The sequence below is a fragment of the Bacillus cereus group sp. MYBK30-2 genome (assembly GCF_051915945.1).
GTDB lineage: Bacteria > Bacillota > Bacilli > Bacillales > Bacillaceae_G > Bacillus_A > Bacillus_A paramycoides.
The window spans coordinates 1,333,791-1,351,028 of record NZ_JBQAFR010000002.1 but is presented as its reverse complement, the minus strand read 5'-3'; the positions used below and the strand labels follow the sequence as shown (position 1 = coordinate 1,351,028).

Below are 17,238 nucleotides of genomic sequence, written 5' to 3'. Positions count from 1 at the left end.
GTGTCGCAAAGCTTTTTTATTTTTCTTTATTTATTATTTGAATGCACGAACCACAATAAACTTCTCCGTCTAGCTCAATATACTTTTTCATATTTGTCATACCGCTTGCCGGAAATGGCATATGAATCCACGCTTTTTCATACGTTTGTATTTCCTTTTCACATGATTTACAAAGGGTTGGTTTCTTACGGAACATAGACGATCATCCTTTCAGTTGACGTGCTTTTCCCGCGCAAAAGGCACTGCACAGTAAAAAGAGTGTTGCGAATATAATACCCACTAATGTAGCGTATGGAATTGCGCCTTTTAACGAAAAGCCAACAGTGATTGAAGCGATAAATAAGAGGATGAATGTCGTTGTTAATTTTTTGTAAAGTTCCATAGTGTGTGAACCTCCAAATTATTTTGTAATGTGAGTTTTAAAATAAAATTTACTATGTAAAAAAGATAAGGACAATTAAATAGTAGCTAATGATGTGAAAGTTAGGAGTATAAGACATGGAATAGACAGTGTAATCTTTCAGTTTCCTTTTTGTGGTTGTACATACTTATATTGTATCATGACGTATCAGTGGCTTCATACATAATTGTGTAAAGGTATGTATGATAAAATGAAGAAAAGTCTTTAAGGAAGGAAGGATACAAAATGAGCGCAATCGAACATAAAAAACAAGCACCAAAAGAGGTACGCTGCAAAATTGTTACGATTTCTGATACGCGTATGGAAGAGACTGATAAGAGCGGACAATTATTACATGCATTATTAATAGAAGCGGGACATAAAGTGACTGCTTATGAAATTGTGAAAGATGATAAAGAAAGTATTCAGCAGGCTGTGTTAGCTGGTTATCATCAAGAAGATGTTGATGTTGTGCTAACGAATGGCGGTACTGGTATTACGAAGCGTGATGTAACGATTGAGGCAGTGTCAGCGTTATTGGATAAAGAGATTGTTGGATTTGGTGAGCTGTTCCGCATGATTAGTTACTTAGAAGATATCGGAAGTAGTGCAATGTTAAGTAGAGCAATTGGCGGTACAATCGGGCGTAAAGTAGTCTTTTCGATGCCAGGGTCTAGCGGAGCTGTTCGTCTTGCGATGAATAAATTGATTTTGCCTGAATTAGGTCATATTACATTTGAGCTGCGCCGCCAATGAAAAGGTGTACTGGAATTGTATTAGCAGGAGGCATGTCGAGTAGATTCGGAGAACCGAAAGCGTTAGCGATTTGGAAAGGGACTACTTTTGTTGAGCATATTGTGAAAGTAATGGAAAGTACTTTGCAAGAAATTGTAGTCATTAGTCATGTTGATATAAAAGAGCGATTGGAGCAATTAATACAAGTTCCTGTTATGGAAGATATTCCGCACTATAAAGGGAACGGGCCGCTTGCTGGAATTGTATCAGGAATGGAATACATAGATTCAGACTGGTATATCATAATGCCTTGTGATGCGCCGAATGTTTCAAAAGAATGGTTTGCAATTTTAATAGAGCAAACGAGCGATGAGTATGATGCGATCGTTCCTATAATTGAAGGTAGAAAACAGCCGCTATTGGCAGCGTATCATAAACGAGTTAAAGGGAAAATTGATAAACTGCTTCAGGAAGAAAAAAGAAGTATGGGACAGCTTTTATCACAATGTAATGTGAAATATGTTGCCGGAGAAGATGTGCAAGCGAATTCGTATTGGTTTATAAATGTGAATACGAAAGAAGAATATGTACAGGCTCAAAAAGACCTTTCAAATGAATGAAAGGTTTTTTGATATACAGAAATTGGGGAACAATTGCTGTATAAAGGTATATGAGTAAGTTGATTTTAAGGAGAATTTCTTAAAATCATTATACAGTAAAAATACTGTATAACCATATATTAATTTTTATGGGTTTTTATTACAAGTCTGTTTGGTTATGTATTATTCTGTTATAATGGCTATAGATACAAGATTATGTTTCACCTTATGTATCATTTATTAAACTAAAATTTACGATTGTGTAGTAAACTCCCTACGGTTCATTGTAGGGAGTTTATTTTATAATTAAGCTAGTAGCTCTGCCTTGTTTCGGTGAAGGACTTCTTCATATTGGTTAAGTAAATTAAGAAAGATTTCATCCCAACTTTGTGATTTCGCATAAGACGAGGCGGCTAAACCCATTTGTTTCAATTTTTCTTCATTGTTTAATAAATAATAAATAGATGATAAAAAGGAGTCCTCATTTTTTGGATCACATAGAAATCCAGTTTTTTCATCTTTAATAATATTTTTAACCCCACCACTATTCGCACCAATGACAGGTGTACCACATGCGAGTGATTCAAGTACGACGTTCCCAAATGTTTCAGTAGCAGATGGAAATACCATCAAATCGGAAGAAGCATAGGCTTCAGCCAAATCCTCACCTTGTAAATATCCAGTAAAGGTTACATTTGTTTTTGGAACATTTTCATGCAAGATCTTTGCAAGAGGGCCATCTCCAGCGATGAGCCAATGAATATTGTTACGTTCTTTATTGGTTGTATGAATAAGTGTTTGAAGAGTGTCGATATCTTTTTCAGGAGCAAGGCGTCCGACGTAGGAAAGAATATAGTCCGCTGTAATATTATATTTTTTTCGGAATAGGTCTTTATTGTAAGTTGGATGAAAGAGAGAGCAATCTACACCGCGTCCCCAAATATAGAGATTTTGAAATTCTTTATTCTTTAATTGATGTAATGTTTCAGGGGAAGGAACAAAGTTCTTTTGCATATGGCTATGAAACCATTTTAAATAGTTCCATAGCATAGTGGAGAGAAATTCAATTTTATAATAACGTAAATAGGCGTCAAAATCAGTATGATAAGAACCGACAACTGGGATGTTTAATCTTTTGCATAATATAACCCACAAAGTCCCATGTTGAAAGGTGTGGCAATGTGAATGATATCAGGTTTAAAAGCAAGAAGTTCCCGTTTAATGCGCGGAGTAGGAAAAGAAAAGCGGCATTCTGGATATAATATTGTTAACGGGAGACTTCTCATTTTGTTCACATTCGCTACGAAATTATCTTCAGCCGTATGCTGAGGGGCGAAAACAGAATAGGCGATATTTTCTTTCTGAAAATAACGTGTTAACCGTGCCAATGTTTTCGCGACGCCGTTGACTTGTGGTGTAAATGTATCGGTAAATATGGCGACTCTCATCATATCGCTCCTTTACGTGAAAAGTGGAATGAATTGATAAAAAGAGATGATGCCAGAGCAGGTGCCAAGGCACATACCTACAAATACATCTGATGGATAATGAAGCCCTAAATAAATACGGGAGATACCGACGCATAGTGCTAGTGGCAGTAGAAAAATAAGTAAGCTTGGGTTATAGCAAATAAATGGAACGAAAACGGAGAAAGCAGCTGTCGTATGACCAGATGGAAAAGAATGATCTTTTAACGGATGTACTGGATATTTCGCATCTTGAATTGTTAAATAAGGGCGTTTTCTTGGGTACCATTTTTTTAATATTTGTACGGGAATATGGCTAATTGCTAAAGAAATGGCAGTTGCAATTGCAGCTTGATATAGAGCGCCTTTTGCAAACAATAAAAAGGAAAGTGTAAGCGCGATGGAGAAGCTTGCACCACCGATATGAGTAATGTTACGGAAAAAGATATTTAATGTTTTTTGATCAAAGTAGCGGTTAATTCCTTTGAAAATGTAACATTCTATTTTATATAATTCACTGACCTTCATGAGATTTTTCCTCCCTCATTTACATATATATGGAGATATTAGCTCCTATTCTAATAAGGTTTTGTTGAGGGAATAATAATGTTTTGTAAAGAAAAAGTTAGATTTTTTTATGAAAAAAGCTGCCAGTCTTATGGCAGCGGTAAAATTATTTTTGGAACGATTTATAATATTGTCCTTTTTCAATGTATTGTGTGCGGATACGTTCCATATCTTTACGGTCTTCTTCTGTTAATTCGCGAATGACCTTCGCAGGACGACCGAAAGCTAACGTATTAGGAGGAATTTTCTTTCCTTGTGAAACGAGACTTCCAGCACCGATGAAAGCTCCTTCACCAATTTCAGCACCATCTAATATGATAGATCCCATTCCAATTAAAGCATCTTTTTCAATTTTGCAGCTATGTAAAATAACTTGATGCCCAACTGTAACATTATCTTCTAAAATAAGAGGATACTGAGGGCTTTGGTGAAGCGTACATTGATCTTGCACATTTACTCTATTTCCAATCATCGTTGGTGATACATCACCACGAATGACTGTATTAAACCAAATACTAGATTCCTCACCAATTGTCACATCGCCTGTAATAGTAACATAGTCAGCGATAAAAGCACTACTCGCAATTTTCGGATTTTTTTCTTTGTAAGGATATATCATGTAAAGCCTTCCTTTCCTAGAGACTAATTTTAGTGTATCAAATTATGAAAAAGAGTGAAATGGAGGAGTTTCGTATGTGGAACTACGAAGCGGAAGAAGCGAAAGCCGTCATTATTATAGTGCATGGTGCTATGGAATATCACGGGCGTTATGAAGCAGTTGCAGAAATGTGGAATCATATCGGTTATCACGTCGTTATGGGAGACCTTCCAGCACACGGAACAACTTCAAGAAATAGAGGACATATCGATTCATTTGATGAATACATAGAGGAAATAAAGTTATGGGTGAAAGAAGCAAGAAAGTATAGATTGCCCATTTTTTTATTTGGTCATAGTATGGGAGGACTTGTCGTTATTCGTATGATGCAAGAAACGAAAAGAGAGGACATAGATGGAATCGTACTAAGCTCGCCTTGTTTAGGCGTATTAGCTGCACCTTCCGCTTCGCTTCGTGCAGCTTCGAAAATATTAAATGTTGTTGCCCCGAAGTTACAATTTGCAACAAATCTCACTGTAGAAATGTCAACTCGCAATCATGAAGTGAGAGATGCGATGGAAAATGATTCATTGTTCTTGCGCAAAGTATCAGTACGTTGGTATAGTGAGTTGATTAAGTCTATCGAGATTGCTCATGAGAAAATAGATGAGTTTCCAGATGTTCCGCTCTTGCTAATGCAGGCATGTGAGGATAAACTTGTAGATAAAATACGTGTCCGTACATGGTTTGATAATGTTAAAATTAGTGATAAGGCGTATAAAGAATGGCCTAATTGCTATCATGAGTTATTAAATGAGTATGAACGTGATGAAATTTTGAATTATATTCAGTCATTTACTGAAATACATGTCAATAATATAGTAAAAACAAACAAATAAATCATTATTTGTATATTGAATAGAGGAGATGAAGGAAGAAGTGAACGTACCGAGTAATCCCATAACGCTCATGGCGAAAGTATACCGTGATGTGTTTCCGGTTGTACACCATGAGCTAGCGATGTGGAAAGAGCGTGCCTACCATATTCCGAATGACGAGCTTCATAGTCAGGCAATCGCAAGTATTGAGCATAAAACGTTTCATTGTGAGGGCGGTGGCATTTTAGCGTTATTAGCAAATGAACACCGAGAGGAATGTATTCGTTTTATCGTAGCGTATCAAACGATTAGTGACTACTTAGATAATTTATGTGATCGTAGTACATCACTTGATCCGAAAGACTTTGCGGCTCTTCATGAGTCGATGTTAACGGCGTTAAGTCCTGAAGTTGAAGGGGGCGGTAATTATTATCGTTACCGTGATGATCAAGATGATGGTGGTTATTTAGACGAACTTGTTGAAACATGCCAAGATGTTTTAAAGAAAACGAAGCACTATGAAAAAATTGCTCCCATTCTTCATGAGCTTGCTTGTTATTATTGTGATTTGCAAATTCATAAACATGTGAAATTAGAAGAAAGAGAACCGCGTCTAAAAACATGGTTTGAAGCTCATAAAGAAAATTTACCACCGATGAGCTGGTTTGAATTTTCGGCGTGTGCAGGATCAACGTTAGGAATCTTTTGTCTTGTGGCATATGCATTTCATGATGAATTACATGACGAAGATATTGCGAAAATTAGACAAGGGTATTTCCCGTATGTACAAGGACTTCACATTTTACTTGATTATTTCATCGATCAAGAAGAAGACCGTATCGGTGGAGATTTGAATTTCTGTAGTTATTATGAAAACGAACAAGTAATATTAGAACGCATGAAGCACTTTGTAGAAAAAGCAGAAAAGAGCATTGGTGATTTGCCTCATGCGAAGTTTCATCGTCTTATTAGCCGAGGTTTACTTGGTATTTATTTATCAGATCAAAAAGTATCCGCTGAAAAGAATATGCAAAAAATGGCACGGCGCATTGTAAAGTACGGGGGACTAACTTCACGATTCTTCTATTGGAACGGGAAGATGTACCGAAAGAAAATGGCGCAGTGATGAAAAAAACCACTCAGGGAGAGTGGTTTTTTTATTATGATCGTATTTTTGAAAATACGTATATGAGAAGTTCAATTGTGAAGATAACTAAAACAGATAGTCCGAATAAAGGCATGACAGCGCCTAGTATAACCATCATGATAAAGAAAATGAATACGCTTTTCTTATCTCTTTGCTTTGGAGGTGCTGCTAATTTTCCTTTCGGTTTTCTTGCTAACCACATTTTTATTCCGTAATAAATGAGAAGTAATAAAGATAATGTCGTTAATAAGCATAATATTTTATTAGGCCATCCGAATAAATGTCCTTCATGAAGAGGAATACCGTAAGAGAACCATTTTGCAAATAATCCGTAGTCACGATAGTCTGTTTTTGAAATAAGCTCTCCACTATACTGATCAAAGTAGGCAGTAATTTCTTCATTCGGTGCTACGTGCATGCCTGTAATACCAGAACCACTCGATTTCGAAACAGTGAATACAGCTTTCGGATCAGCTGGTAGTGAAATAACATATGGCTTCTTTATTTGAATCCCTTTTTGTAACTCATCAACTGATATTCCTTTCTGTTCATTCGAGTTAGACTCAGGAGGAGTTTCCTGTCTTGTTGCCCATGGTAATTCTTTAAACTTTGATTCAGGTGGTGACATATATAACTTCGGATATCCGAGTGATTCATTTGACGTTGCGATTTTATAAATTTGATTGCCCATAAATCCTGACCAAGGTAATCCAGTTGCGACTAGCAGAACGAGAGGAATTGTAAATATAATACCGATAATAGAATGACGTCGTTTTGCTCGTTCGCGTTTATTGGATGATGGCGTGTTTTTAAATTGGCGTATACTCATATACAACCCAGTTACAATTAAAAAGATTGTCCAGCATGCAGCGAGTTCGACTAAATAATTGACAACTGTACCGCCGACTAAGAGGGAACTATGCAATTCACGCATAATATTGGCAAACGTTTCACTTGCGTTTTGATCCCCGACAATTTGATTGTTGCTATCTAAATACACATATTTTTGTGTTCCTGTATATTCATTTGCAATTGTGAGCCTCGTATTGTAATCTCCATTAAACTCACTAATTTTCGTCACGTTATAATGTGGATACTTTTTCTCTGTTAATGAAATAGAATCAGCCATCGAAATAGATTCAGTTTGGGCGCTCTTCCCAAAATATAAATCTTTATAGATGAAATCTTCAACTTCCTCTCGAAATAAATACCCAATCCCGCTCAGTGACAAAGTAATAAGAAGCGGCGTAATAAAAAGCCCAGCATAAAAATGCCATCGCCAAAAAATGTAATGAAGCGAACGATTCAGTTTCATACTTCAGTTCCCCTAACCTTCCCTATATGAATAAATTACTTATTTAATATAGCGAGATTAAGTGTGATTACTTTGAAAGAATTGTGAAAAAAGTTAAAAGTTTTAGGGGAAGGATGGGTCGCTTGGTCGAATTTCGTCGGTAAATCGATATGTCAGGAAAATCGTTGATATATTTATCCCGCATTAACGGGCAGTAAGACTCCCACCTCAAAATTCGGAGAATGTGAGGAAGTTAGGTGGGAGATCAACTGCCCGTAAACGCCCGATTGGTTCAACTAATAATCAGTGGGGGATGAACAAAACCCCCACTGATTAAAGTTTCACTTTATCAGTGTGACATGCAATACTCGATGCACATCTTAGTTGAGCGGATAAGTTCCTCATTTCCTTTTTGTAACCGAATTTGAAGCGCCTTTTGAAAATAAGATAAGGCGGTATGTAAGTCGCCTTCATCTAACTTACTTTTTCCGTAATGTTGGTAGAGGAAATCCTCATAAGTAGGGAAGTTTGACAGTGTGGGTAGAAGTTCAGTAAAGAGTGCGTTCGCCTTATAAAAATCCCGTTCCCAATGATATGTATGTGCAAGTCGTAGTTTGTTAATAAAGAGCCCTTGGTTATTCTCTAATTTTGTGAAATAGGTAATTGCCTCATGTAAGTAATATTTACTTTCAGAAAGGTTACCAACGATTCTTTCATAAACGCCGATTAATCCGCAGTTTTTTCCGTATAACGGATCTTCTTGTAAATGCTCTTTCAAAAATGCAATCCCCTGCTTCATTTCAGCAAGGGATAATGGCTTTTCTCTAAGACTTTTGTCAAATGTATAACCCATTTCAAAAGGTATATTCATTAGGTCCTCCTTATATTTGCTAAATACATCCTAACAACGGCATCAGCAAGACATTGAGAGGAATCTACAAAATCTTCATTTGCAACTACATTCAAATCAGTACATGCGATAATAGCGGTATCTACTTCATTTTTTAAATGTAAAACGAGCGCACTCCATAATTTGCGAGCTTCTTCAACTTCCCCACATTTAATACAAGTAATAATTTGATTAATCATTTCCTGCCATTTTTCATTATGAATGTACTCTATATCACGCTTTGTAATCCCATCTTGATAAATCCCAGCTTGAACAGTAGCTTGCGTTGCGAGAAGAGCGACTCTTTTCGTGTTATCAGGAATTGCTTGTAACGCCTCATCGACTATATTCAAAATAGGAATGGAAAGAGAATGCTGTAATTCCTTGAAATAAAGATGCGCCGTATTGCAAGGCATAGCGATAAAGTCTACTCCAGTACTTTCAAGTTTTTGTGCCCCTTCAATAATCGCTTTTTTCATCACCGCGTGATCAATAGGGCGATCCATATAAAACGGTGTTGGGCACGAATAAATCATCATATGAGGAAAGTCCATATCATGCTTTGCTCCGTATATTGTTTGGCATTGTGCTACAACTGTATCGACGAATGGTCCAGTTGATTTTGGACCCATTCCTGCTAGTATTCCAATCATTGTTTAGTCCCCTTTAATATTGTATATATCCATTATATAGGAGGATAAGAAAAAGACGTGCAGTGAATGCACGTCTTTTTTTGTTATGTTTTGTCGAAGAATCGATATATCGAAAAAATCGTTGATATCTTATCGCTTCTCAATCGCCACAATAAATGGCGGGTTATTTTGCTGGTTAATGAAGCCGTATCTTAGTACGTGAGCTTGTTTTTGGTCTAGTTCTTCTGCAAATTTGAGAACAGCGTCGCGTTCTACTTGTCCTTCTGGGTGTCCGTGGTAAATGACAAGGACAATGATACCTTCAGGTGCCATTACTTCTAATAGTTGTTCGATGGCCGAGATTGTTGAGTTTGGCTTTGTAACGATGTGCTTGTCACCGCCTGGGAGGTAACCTAAGTTGAAAATTGCTCCTGTTACTTTTCCTTTTGCATCTTCCGGTAGTACGGATAAGAGTGTATCGTGACTATCGTGAACTAAAACAGTACGTTCGAAAAGCTCTTTTTCTTTTAGGCGGATAATAGAGCTTTCAATCGCTTCTTTTTGAATATCAAAGCCAAATACTTTTCCGTTATCTCCAACGATTTCAGCTAGGAAACAAGTGTCATGTCCATTTCCAAGTGTTGCATCTACTGCATAATCGCCTTCTTTAACAGCCGTTTGCAGCAGTGTGCGTGCAAACGGTAATACGCGTTCTAATTTCATTGTTGTTTCTCCTCATTTGCATATTTTCCTTGCCAGCTTCCGCGGCGTACAAATTCTGCATCGATGGAATTTAATACTTCCCATTTATTTAAGCTCCACATTGGGCCGATCATTAAATCGGGCGGACCGTCACCTGTGATGCGGTGCACAATTACGTCTTCAGGAATGATTTCAAGTTGATCGACAACGAGACTTACGTAATCTTCAAGTGAAAGGAATTCTAATTGTCCTTTTTCATATTGCTTCACCATTGGTGTTCCTTTTAATAAATGAAGCAAATGGATTTTAATTCCTTGTACGTCAAGCTTTGCTACTTCACGAGCTGTTTCCATCATCATGTCGTAATTTTCAAGTGGAAGACCGTTAATAATATGAGAGCAAACTCTAATGCCATGCTTGCGTAATTTATTAACACCTTCTACATAAGATGGATAATCGTGAGCACGATTAATAAGATTTGCAGTACGTTCATGAACAGTTTGTAGTCCGAGTTCAACCCAAAGGTATGTGCGTTTATTTAAGTCCGCTAAATATTCAACAACATCGTCAGGTAAGCAATCTGGACGAGTCGCAATAGAAAGACCGACAACGTCTTTTTCTGCTAGAAGCGGTTCGAATTTTTCTTTTAACACTTCAAGTGGCGCGTGAGTATTTGTGTACGCCTGGAAATAAGCGATACATTTTCCGTCTTTCCACTTTGAGCGCATTTTTTCTTTCATTTCATGATATTGCGTTATAACATCATCGCGGCGATCTCCAGCGAAGTCACCAGATCCAGCAGCACTACAAAATGTGCAGCCGCCGTAAGCGACTGTACCGTCACGGTTCGGGCAATCAAAGCCAGCATCTAATGAAACTTTAAAGATTTTCTCACCAAATTCATTTCGTAAGTGATAATTCCATGTATGATAACGTTTATTGTCGTTTGTATATGGAAAAGGGTTTTGAACCTTCATTACTTTCCCTCCTAAGACGAGTCAAAATGAAACAAAATCCATTATAACATACTCATAAGGTTCATATGGAAGGGACACACTAAAGGAGAATTGAAGCAAGGAGGGACAAGTATGGCAGAGCGTCAATCACTTGAATCGTATATTACACAAGCTGAACAAGCAGTGGAATATGCGAAAGAACAATTAGATCTTGGTATGAGACAAGAGCATTACAATACGATGGAGTATTCGGATGCTCAGTTGCAATTAGAACAAGCATATAATGACTTACAAACGATGCAGCAACATGCGAATGATGAGCAACGTGAGCAGTTAAATAGAGCACGTATGGCAATTCGCCAATTGCAACATCAAATGATTATTACACCGCACTAATAAGGAGTGAATGTAATGGCGAAACGTTCAGATCAAAATAACCCAGAGCAAAAAACGCAAAATGGACATAACGCTGAGTTTTCAAATGAACTTGATCCGATTGTTCAGGTGAAACAACGTAACAGTAAAAAAGGACAGCCTCAAAAATCAAAACAATCAGAGTAAACCAGGTCGCAGTATGACCTGGTTTTATTTTGCCCCGCTATTTGCGGGCAGTAAGACTCCTACCTCAAAATTCGGCGAATGTGAGGTAGTTAGGTGGGAGTCGGGCTACCCGTAAAAGCCCGATTGGTGTGGGCTAATAATCAGTGGGGGATGAACAAAAAAACCACTGATAAAAGTTTCACTTTATTAGGTTAGTTTTTGTCGGTAAATCGATATATTTTAAAAATCGTTAATGAAGGAAATGAATTTGTTTTAAAAGGATAAAAAACTGAGCTTACACGCTCAGTTTTTTTTCTTACAAAAGTGTAAGGTAAATGTAATGTTAACAAATAGCAGTTCACCTCCAAAAGGTGCAAAATAGGTAATGGAAAAACAAGCGTAGGAGGATATATATGACGAAACCAGTTGTAGACGTGAAAAACGTTCAAAAAGTGTACGGTAAAAAAGGCGAGAACCAATCGCATGCGTTAAAAGGTGTATCATTCTCAATTCAAGAGGGTGAGTTTGTTGGTATTATGGGACCATCTGGTTCTGGTAAAACGACATTATTAAATGTAATTTCAACGTTAGATAAAGCGACAGGCGGCGTTGTTGAAATTGCGGGTACGGACATTACGAAAATGAAGCAAGGTGAGCTTTCTGATTTCCGTTCGCAAAAATTAGGATTCATCTTCCAAGATTTTAACTTATTAGAGAACTTATCTATTTATGAAAACATTGCACTTCCACTTTCCCTTCAAGGTGTTTCATCACGTAATATTGGCCCGAAAGTAGAAAAGGTAGCGGATATGTTAGGGATTTCGGAAATTCTTCAAAAGTATCCATCTGAAGTATCTGGTGGACAAAAACAGCGTTCAGCAGCAGCACGTGCACTTGTGCATGAGCCGGCAATTATTTTAGGGGACGAGCCAACAGGAGCTCTTGATTCTAAAAATGCAGCAAGTTTACTTGATGCGATGACAAACTTAAATGAAGAACAAGGCGTATCTATTATGATGGTTACTCACGATCCATATAGTGCAAGTTACTGTCAACGTATTTTATTCATTCAAGATGGTGAGCTATATAAAGAAATTCACCGTGGTGGTACGCGTGAAGAGTTTTATAAAGAAATTTTAGATGTGCTTGCAGACTTAGGCACACAAAAAGCGTAAGAAAGGAGGTTCAGGCATGTTATTTAAACTTTCCATGTCAGGGCTGAAAAGTAAGCTAAAAGATTATATTGTCTTACTTGTCGGTCTTGTTATGTCTATTTCAATTTTTTACATGTTTCAAACGTTAGCGCTGAATAAAGCGTTTCTTGAATCTAATTCTGTTATTAGTTCTATTGGATTTGTATTCCAAGCAGGTTCATTTTTACTAGCTATTATAACGTTCTTCTATATTTTGTATGCGAACTCTTTCTTACTATCTCTTCGTCAAAAAGAGTTTGGTATGTATATGATGTTAGGAGCAAAAAAGCATAAAGTTACATTACTTATGTTTATTGAAACAATCGTATTAGGTGCTGCGTCTCTTGCGATTGGTATTATAGTTGGTGTAGGACTTGCAGAGGGTATCGGACAGTTATTAATGAAACAATTAGAATTTGCTGGTGAAGGCTATAAAGCATTTTATTTACCATCTATGACTGTTACTTGCATTTTCTTCTTTGCACTATTTGTATTATCAGCAATTATGAACAGTATTAAGTTATCACGTATTTCTGTACTGCAACTTGTACATGCAGACGCACAAACAGAACGTGTTGCGGTAAAAGGAAAAATGACAGGTTTAGTTGCAATTCTTGCGGTTATTTTATTAGGAATTGGCTATGCATCAATGATTTATATGGAAAAACTAAGAGAGATGGGAATCCTTATTGCATTAATTACAACAACAGCTGGTACTTACATGCTATTTGGATCGCTTCTCCCGGTTATTATTAAAAAGTTAAAGAGTAATAAAAAACGTAGTGAAAAAGGCCTTAATGCTTTTACATTTGCACAATTAAACTTCCGTATTAATAGCTTAACAAAGGTGCTTGCGACGGTAGCGATGTTAGTTGCTCTTGGAGCGGGTGCAATTTCAGGTGGTATGGCGTTTAAAAATAACGTTATAAAAATGGTTGATGGATTTGAAATTTATGATTCAGTTGTTCATAATCCTACAGCTGAAGAGAAGAAAATTTTAGATGGTATATCATTTAAAAATAAAGCTGAATATCGTTATAAGGTAGACGATAAGTATGTTTATTATGTAAAAGAAGATCTAGAGAAACAAAAACCATTTATTCGAGATGGTGTAGGTAAAGAGAGTTTCGGTAAATTTAAAGAAGTTCCAGGAGAGGCTCCAGTAGGTACAGTTGCGGTAGCAGGAGCGAGCACAGAGCAGAATCAAAATGAAAAAGTAATGCCTGAAGAATGGGCGTCTGCATTTGACACGATCCAACCATATTATATATACGAAAATCGTGCAATTAAAATTGTAGATCAAAAAATGTACGATACTGTAAATGGCAAAGAAGGAATCGTATTTACTGGAAAAACAGACGATTTCGTAGCATACACAAAAGAATGGAAAAAAATTGACGAGTTGCAGCTAGTTAAATATAAAAATATAAAAGCTGAACAAATGAATAGTAAATATCAAATGTATGATATGCTCTACGGCGTTGCGAGCGGAACAGTGTTTATGGGATTCTTCCTTGGAATTGCTTTCTTAGCAATGATGGCAAGTTGTTTAATGTTTAAAATTCTTTCTGGTGCATCAAAAGATATTACGCGTTATCAAATGCTTCGTAAAATCGGTGTGCGCCGTGAATTATTAACGAAATCAATTTATAAAGAGTTGTTCTTAGTATTCTTATTCCCAGCAATTGTGGGTATCGCTCACGTATTAGTTGGTATGAATATTTTCGGATTTATTTTAATCGATCCGTACTTCCGTATTTGGTTACCAATCGTAATTTTCGTAGTCATTTACACGATTTATTACTTCATAACAGTTCAATTGTATAAAGGAATTGTTCTTCCGAAAGAAGACTAATAAAAAACCGAGCGAAGCTGCTCGGTTTTTATTATTTTCAGAAAAAACACTTTAATGTTACTAAAATATATAATATAATATAAATAAGTAACATAATATAAGAGTATCATCAGCTGGAAAATGAAAGGAGGAATCCGATTTGTAGAAAGAAGCTGAACTTTTATCCCCCATTTCTTTTCTAACCACACCGTATTTGTACAATCGTAAATTTCCAAATGAAAAATTGTCGAGACCACAGCAGTATATTGTGAAAATAATGGATAATACATGGAAATCTCATAGCATGATAAGGTAAAATGGACAACATAATGAGAAAATTACCGTTCATAAAGATGAGGAGAATACATGTATGGAAGTTGTAGAGGCGTTAAAAGATATAGAGCAAATTCAGGCTATGAAAGAATATTTAAAAGAGCACTCGCAGCGAGATTATCTTTTATTCGTTATTGGAATTAACACTGGATTAAAAATTACAGAACTACTGAACATTAAATTTGAAGATGTATTAAATGAAGATGGAACTGTTAAAGACTTTTATTCTCTTCCTGTGAAAGATGAAAAATTTAAACAAGATATTTATTTAAATCCAAAGGTAAAAGAAGCGCTTTCGAATTATGTGCAATCTTTTGCTATTCAAAGAGAGAACTACGTATTTCAATCTAATAAAACAACAAATTCAATTTCGCGCCAACAAGCGTATCGTGTTATCCATCGTGCAGCGGAAGCGGTCGGAATACTTGGTAAGATTGGAACGAACTCAATGCGAAAAACATTTGGATTTCATGCATATAAAAGAGGAATAGCAATTGCGCTTCTGCAAAAACATTTTCATCACGCGACTCCGTCAGAAACGTTAAAGTATTTAGGGATCTCGAAAGATGAAAAGTTTAAAACGGAGATTGATGTAGATTTGTAAAAGGGAAGAGCCGTAACTAAAAAACTTTAGGAGGCGGGAATATGAATATTAGAGAGAGTGAACTACCGGGCATCGGATGTAAATTTGAAGTTATAACAAAAGGCAATGAAAAAATGGTTATTGTTATTCACGATGATGGAAGAAGGGAAATGTATCATTTTGATGCTAATCATGATGAGAGTATTTCAAGCATTTCTCTTCAAGATTCTGAAGCGAGACAAATTGCTGCTATATTAGGTGGAATGGTTTATAGACCACAAGCTTTAGACACGATTGAAATGGCTTTTGAAGGATTATCAATTGAATGGTTTAAGGTGGAAAATAATGCACCTGTAATTGCAAAAACAATTGGTAGCTTACATGTTCGAAAAACGTATAACGTAACAATCATTGCTATTTTGAAAAAGAATATGAAGAAATTTTTAAATCCAGGCCCAGATTCTATTATTGATGCTGGTGATATGCTCGTATTATCGGGTGAAAGGCATGAAGTGAAAAGAATCATTAAAGAGTTACTTTCAGCAGGGGGTGATTCATAATCGATGGATACTTTAATCTTTGAAGTTGGAACTGCGTTAGTATTAGTGGCTTTTGCAGCTATCCTTGCTGCAAAGTTAAAGTTTTCGATTATTCCGTTTCTCATTATACTCGGTATGTTAGTGGGGCCACACGCCCCAGATTTAGGACTTATCGATTTAAGGTTTATTGAAAGCGGAGAAGTAATATCCTTCCTCGGCCGTGTCGGCGTCATATTCCTCCTATTCTACTTAGGCTTAGAATTCTCAATGAAAAAACTCATAAAATCAGGAAAGTCCATTGCTATTGGAGGCACTGTTCATATATCACTTAATTTCACATTAGGTTTACTCTACGGATATGTAATGGGCTTTCCTCTATTAGAAACATTAATTATTGCTGGGATTATTACAATTTCATCAAGTGCAATTGTTGCAAAAGTAATTGTTGATTTAAGAAGAGCTGGTAATAAAGAAACAGAGCTAATTTTAGGAATCATTATGTTTGATGATATCTTTTTAGCGGCATATTTATCAGTCGTTTCAGGTCTAGTTCTTGGAGGGGCGACTTCATTTGTAGGTGCCCTTACATCTGTCTTAATTGCATTAGGATATATGTTACTATTCTTTGTAATTGCTAGAAAAGCCACACGCTTCCTAAATAAAGTATTAGATATTTCGTCTAATGAAATCTTTATTATCGTAATATTCGCCATTTTATTCTTTGTAGCAGGATTCTCAGAGACAATTCATGTTGCTGAAGCAATTGGAGCCTTATTATTAGGACTCGTTTTTTCTGAAACAGAGCACAGTGATCGAATTGAGCATCTCGTCGTCCCGTTTCGTGATTTCTTTGGAGCTATATTCTTCTTCAGCTTCGGTTTAAGTATAGATCCGTTTTCATTAGGTGGGGCTGTTTGGTTAACGTTAGGAGCAGTACTCATAACTGTCATTGGTAATTTTACAGCTGGAATGATTGCCGGACGTAAAGCGGGTTTATCGCATAAGGCTTCCACGAATATTGGATTAACCCTCGTATCTCGCGGAGAATTCTCCATTATTGTCGCGAATATTGGAATTGCTGGTGGCTTAATGACAACTATCAAACCATTCTCAGCCTTATATGTTTTAATATTGGCATCGTTAGGACCTTTATTGACGAAGGAATCTGGGAGAATATACTCTCTATTGGACAAAATATTTAAATGGAGCTCTAAAGAAAGTGCAAAACGTAAAAAAGAAGTTGGATAATCTAAAATAAGAGGAGATTGTATAAACTTAATACAACCTCCTTTTATTTTATATAGATTGTTACCGCTGTCGCTTTTTGTCGGTAAATCGATATAATTGGAAAAT

20 protein-coding genes and 1 pseudogene are annotated in these 17,238 nt (G+C 36.5%); 11 read left to right on the top strand and 10 right to left on the bottom strand.

Annotated elements, in window-relative coordinates; genetic code table 11:
* Nucleotides 1–16 precede the first annotated feature (16 nt).
* Both ACTFQM_RS18655 and ACTFQM_RS18650 read right to left on the bottom strand, forming a co-directional pair.
* Entirely contained in the window at nt 17–196 is a 180-nt protein-coding gene (locus ACTFQM_RS18655; RefSeq protein ID WP_440035601.1) for a hypothetical protein, read from the bottom strand.
* 6 nt (nt 197–202) lie between these two features.
* Nucleotides 203–382 carry a hypothetical protein gene (locus ACTFQM_RS18650; protein ID WP_002173880.1) on the bottom strand — a complete coding sequence of 60 codons (180 nt, stop codon included), beginning with the start codon at nt 380–382 and terminating at the stop codon, nt 203–205.
* Nucleotides 383–646: 264 nt separating this feature from the next.
* Between ACTFQM_RS18650 and ACTFQM_RS18645 the strand changes: the two genes are divergently transcribed.
* Together ACTFQM_RS18645 and ACTFQM_RS18640 are read left to right on the top strand one after the other, a co-directional pair.
* Nucleotides 647–1,156 carry a MogA/MoaB family molybdenum cofactor biosynthesis protein gene (locus ACTFQM_RS18645; RefSeq protein WP_440035599.1) on the top strand — a complete coding sequence of 170 codons (510 nt, stop codon included), beginning with the start codon at nt 647–649 and terminating at the stop codon, nt 1,154–1,156.
* Nucleotides 1,153–1,755, top strand: coding sequence for a molybdenum cofactor guanylyltransferase (locus ACTFQM_RS18640; protein ID WP_440035597.1), 603 nt, complete (start codon nt 1,153–1,155; stop codon nt 1,753–1,755). Before ACTFQM_RS18645 ends, ACTFQM_RS18640 begins: the two co-directional genes overlap by 4 nt.
* 285 nt (nt 1,756–2,040) lie before the next feature.
* Here the strand turns inward: ACTFQM_RS18640 and ACTFQM_RS18635 are convergent.
* The 3 genes and pseudogenes from ACTFQM_RS18635 to ACTFQM_RS18625 form a co-directional block, all read right to left on the bottom strand.
* Nucleotides 2,041–3,182, bottom strand: a pseudogene (locus ACTFQM_RS18635) (glycosyltransferase family 4 protein).
* 12 nt (nt 3,183–3,194) lie between these two features.
* Complete coding sequence (locus tag ACTFQM_RS18630; protein ID WP_002173876.1) at nt 3,195–3,728, bottom strand: phosphatase PAP2 family protein; 534 nt, start codon at nt 3,726–3,728, stop codon at nt 3,195–3,197.
* 145 nt (nt 3,729–3,873) lie between these two features.
* Nucleotides 3,874–4,386 (bottom strand): gamma carbonic anhydrase, encoded by a 513-nt coding sequence (locus tag ACTFQM_RS18625; RefSeq protein WP_440035595.1) that lies wholly within the window; start codon nt 4,384–4,386, stop codon nt 3,874–3,876.
* Between the two features lie 74 nt (nt 4,387–4,460).
* Between ACTFQM_RS18625 and ACTFQM_RS18620 the strand changes: the two genes are divergently transcribed.
* Nucleotides 4,461–5,264: a lysophospholipase gene (locus ACTFQM_RS18620; protein ID WP_440035593.1), complete on the top strand. Its 804-nt coding sequence runs from the start codon at nt 4,461–4,463 to the stop codon at nt 5,262–5,264.
* A 40-nt stretch (nt 5,265–5,304) separates the two neighbouring features.
* The gene (locus ACTFQM_RS18615) at nt 5,305–6,369 is read left to right on the top strand and encodes a tetraprenyl-beta-curcumene synthase family protein (RefSeq protein ID WP_025148906.1); all 1,065 of its coding nucleotides are present in this window, start codon (nt 5,305–5,307) and stop codon (nt 6,367–6,369) included.
* 34 nt (nt 6,370–6,403) lie between these two features.
* On the opposite strand, the gene ACTFQM_RS18610 is transcribed toward ACTFQM_RS18615, so the two are convergent.
* The 5 genes from ACTFQM_RS18610 to ACTFQM_RS18590 form a co-directional block, all read right to left on the bottom strand.
* Nucleotides 6,404–7,705 (bottom strand): PepSY-associated TM helix domain-containing protein, encoded by a 1,302-nt coding sequence (locus tag ACTFQM_RS18610; RefSeq protein WP_440035591.1) that lies wholly within the window; start codon nt 7,703–7,705, stop codon nt 6,404–6,406.
* A 328-nt stretch (nt 7,706–8,033) separates the two neighbouring features.
* Nucleotides 8,034–8,555 (bottom strand): hypothetical protein, encoded by a 522-nt coding sequence (locus tag ACTFQM_RS18605; RefSeq protein WP_440035590.1) that lies wholly within the window; start codon nt 8,553–8,555, stop codon nt 8,034–8,036.
* Nucleotides 8,555–9,226 carry an aspartate/glutamate racemase family protein gene (locus ACTFQM_RS18600; RefSeq protein WP_440035588.1) on the bottom strand — a complete coding sequence of 224 codons (672 nt, stop codon included), beginning with the start codon at nt 9,224–9,226 and terminating at the stop codon, nt 8,555–8,557. Before ACTFQM_RS18600 ends, ACTFQM_RS18605 begins: the two co-directional genes overlap by 1 nt.
* Before the next feature lie 129 nt (nt 9,227–9,355).
* On the bottom strand, nt 9,356–9,928 hold the full coding sequence (locus tag ACTFQM_RS18595) for a class I SAM-dependent methyltransferase (protein WP_440035587.1): 573 nt from the start codon (nt 9,926–9,928) through the stop codon (nt 9,356–9,358).
* Entirely contained in the window at nt 9,925–10,884 is a 960-nt protein-coding gene (locus ACTFQM_RS18590) for a TIGR01212 family radical SAM protein (protein WP_002173869.1), read from the bottom strand. The genes ACTFQM_RS18595 and ACTFQM_RS18590 overlap by 4 nt, the downstream gene beginning before the upstream one ends.
* A 111-nt stretch (nt 10,885–10,995) precedes the next feature.
* Between ACTFQM_RS18590 and ACTFQM_RS18585 the strand changes: the two genes are divergently transcribed.
* The 7 genes from ACTFQM_RS18585 to ACTFQM_RS18555 all read left to right on the top strand — a co-directional run bounded on the left by ACTFQM_RS18585 (nt 10,996) and on the right by ACTFQM_RS18555 (nt 17,133).
* Nucleotides 10,996–11,259: a YtzC family protein gene (locus ACTFQM_RS18585; RefSeq protein ID WP_000840865.1), complete on the top strand. Its 264-nt coding sequence runs from the start codon at nt 10,996–10,998 to the stop codon at nt 11,257–11,259.
* A gap of 15 nt (nt 11,260–11,274) precedes the next feature.
* Nucleotides 11,275–11,424, top strand: a complete 150-nt coding sequence (locus ACTFQM_RS18580) for a hypothetical protein (protein WP_001129340.1) — start codon at nt 11,275–11,277, stop codon at nt 11,422–11,424.
* A gap of 392 nt (nt 11,425–11,816) precedes the next feature.
* A complete protein-coding gene (locus tag ACTFQM_RS18575) occupies nt 11,817–12,578 on the top strand; it encodes an ABC transporter ATP-binding protein (RefSeq protein WP_440035584.1) in 762 nt (253 codons plus the stop codon).
* 16 nt (nt 12,579–12,594) lie between these two features.
* On the top strand, nt 12,595–14,451 hold the full coding sequence (locus ACTFQM_RS18570) for an FtsX-like permease family protein (RefSeq protein WP_440035582.1): 1,857 nt from the start codon (nt 12,595–12,597) through the stop codon (nt 14,449–14,451).
* Nucleotides 14,452–14,800: 349 nt separating this feature from the next.
* The gene (locus tag ACTFQM_RS18565; protein WP_440035580.1) at nt 14,801–15,367 is read left to right on the top strand and encodes a tyrosine-type recombinase/integrase; all 567 of its coding nucleotides are present in this window, start codon (nt 14,801–14,803) and stop codon (nt 15,365–15,367) included.
* Between the two features lie 41 nt (nt 15,368–15,408).
* Nucleotides 15,409–15,906: a cation:proton antiporter regulatory subunit gene (locus tag ACTFQM_RS18560; protein ID WP_440035578.1), complete on the top strand. Its 498-nt coding sequence runs from the start codon at nt 15,409–15,411 to the stop codon at nt 15,904–15,906.
* 3 nt (nt 15,907–15,909) lie between these two features.
* Nucleotides 15,910–17,133 (top strand): cation:proton antiporter, encoded by a 1,224-nt coding sequence (locus ACTFQM_RS18555; RefSeq protein ID WP_440035575.1) that lies wholly within the window; start codon nt 15,910–15,912, stop codon nt 17,131–17,133.
* The last annotated feature ends 105 nt before the right edge of the window (nt 17,134–17,238 follow it).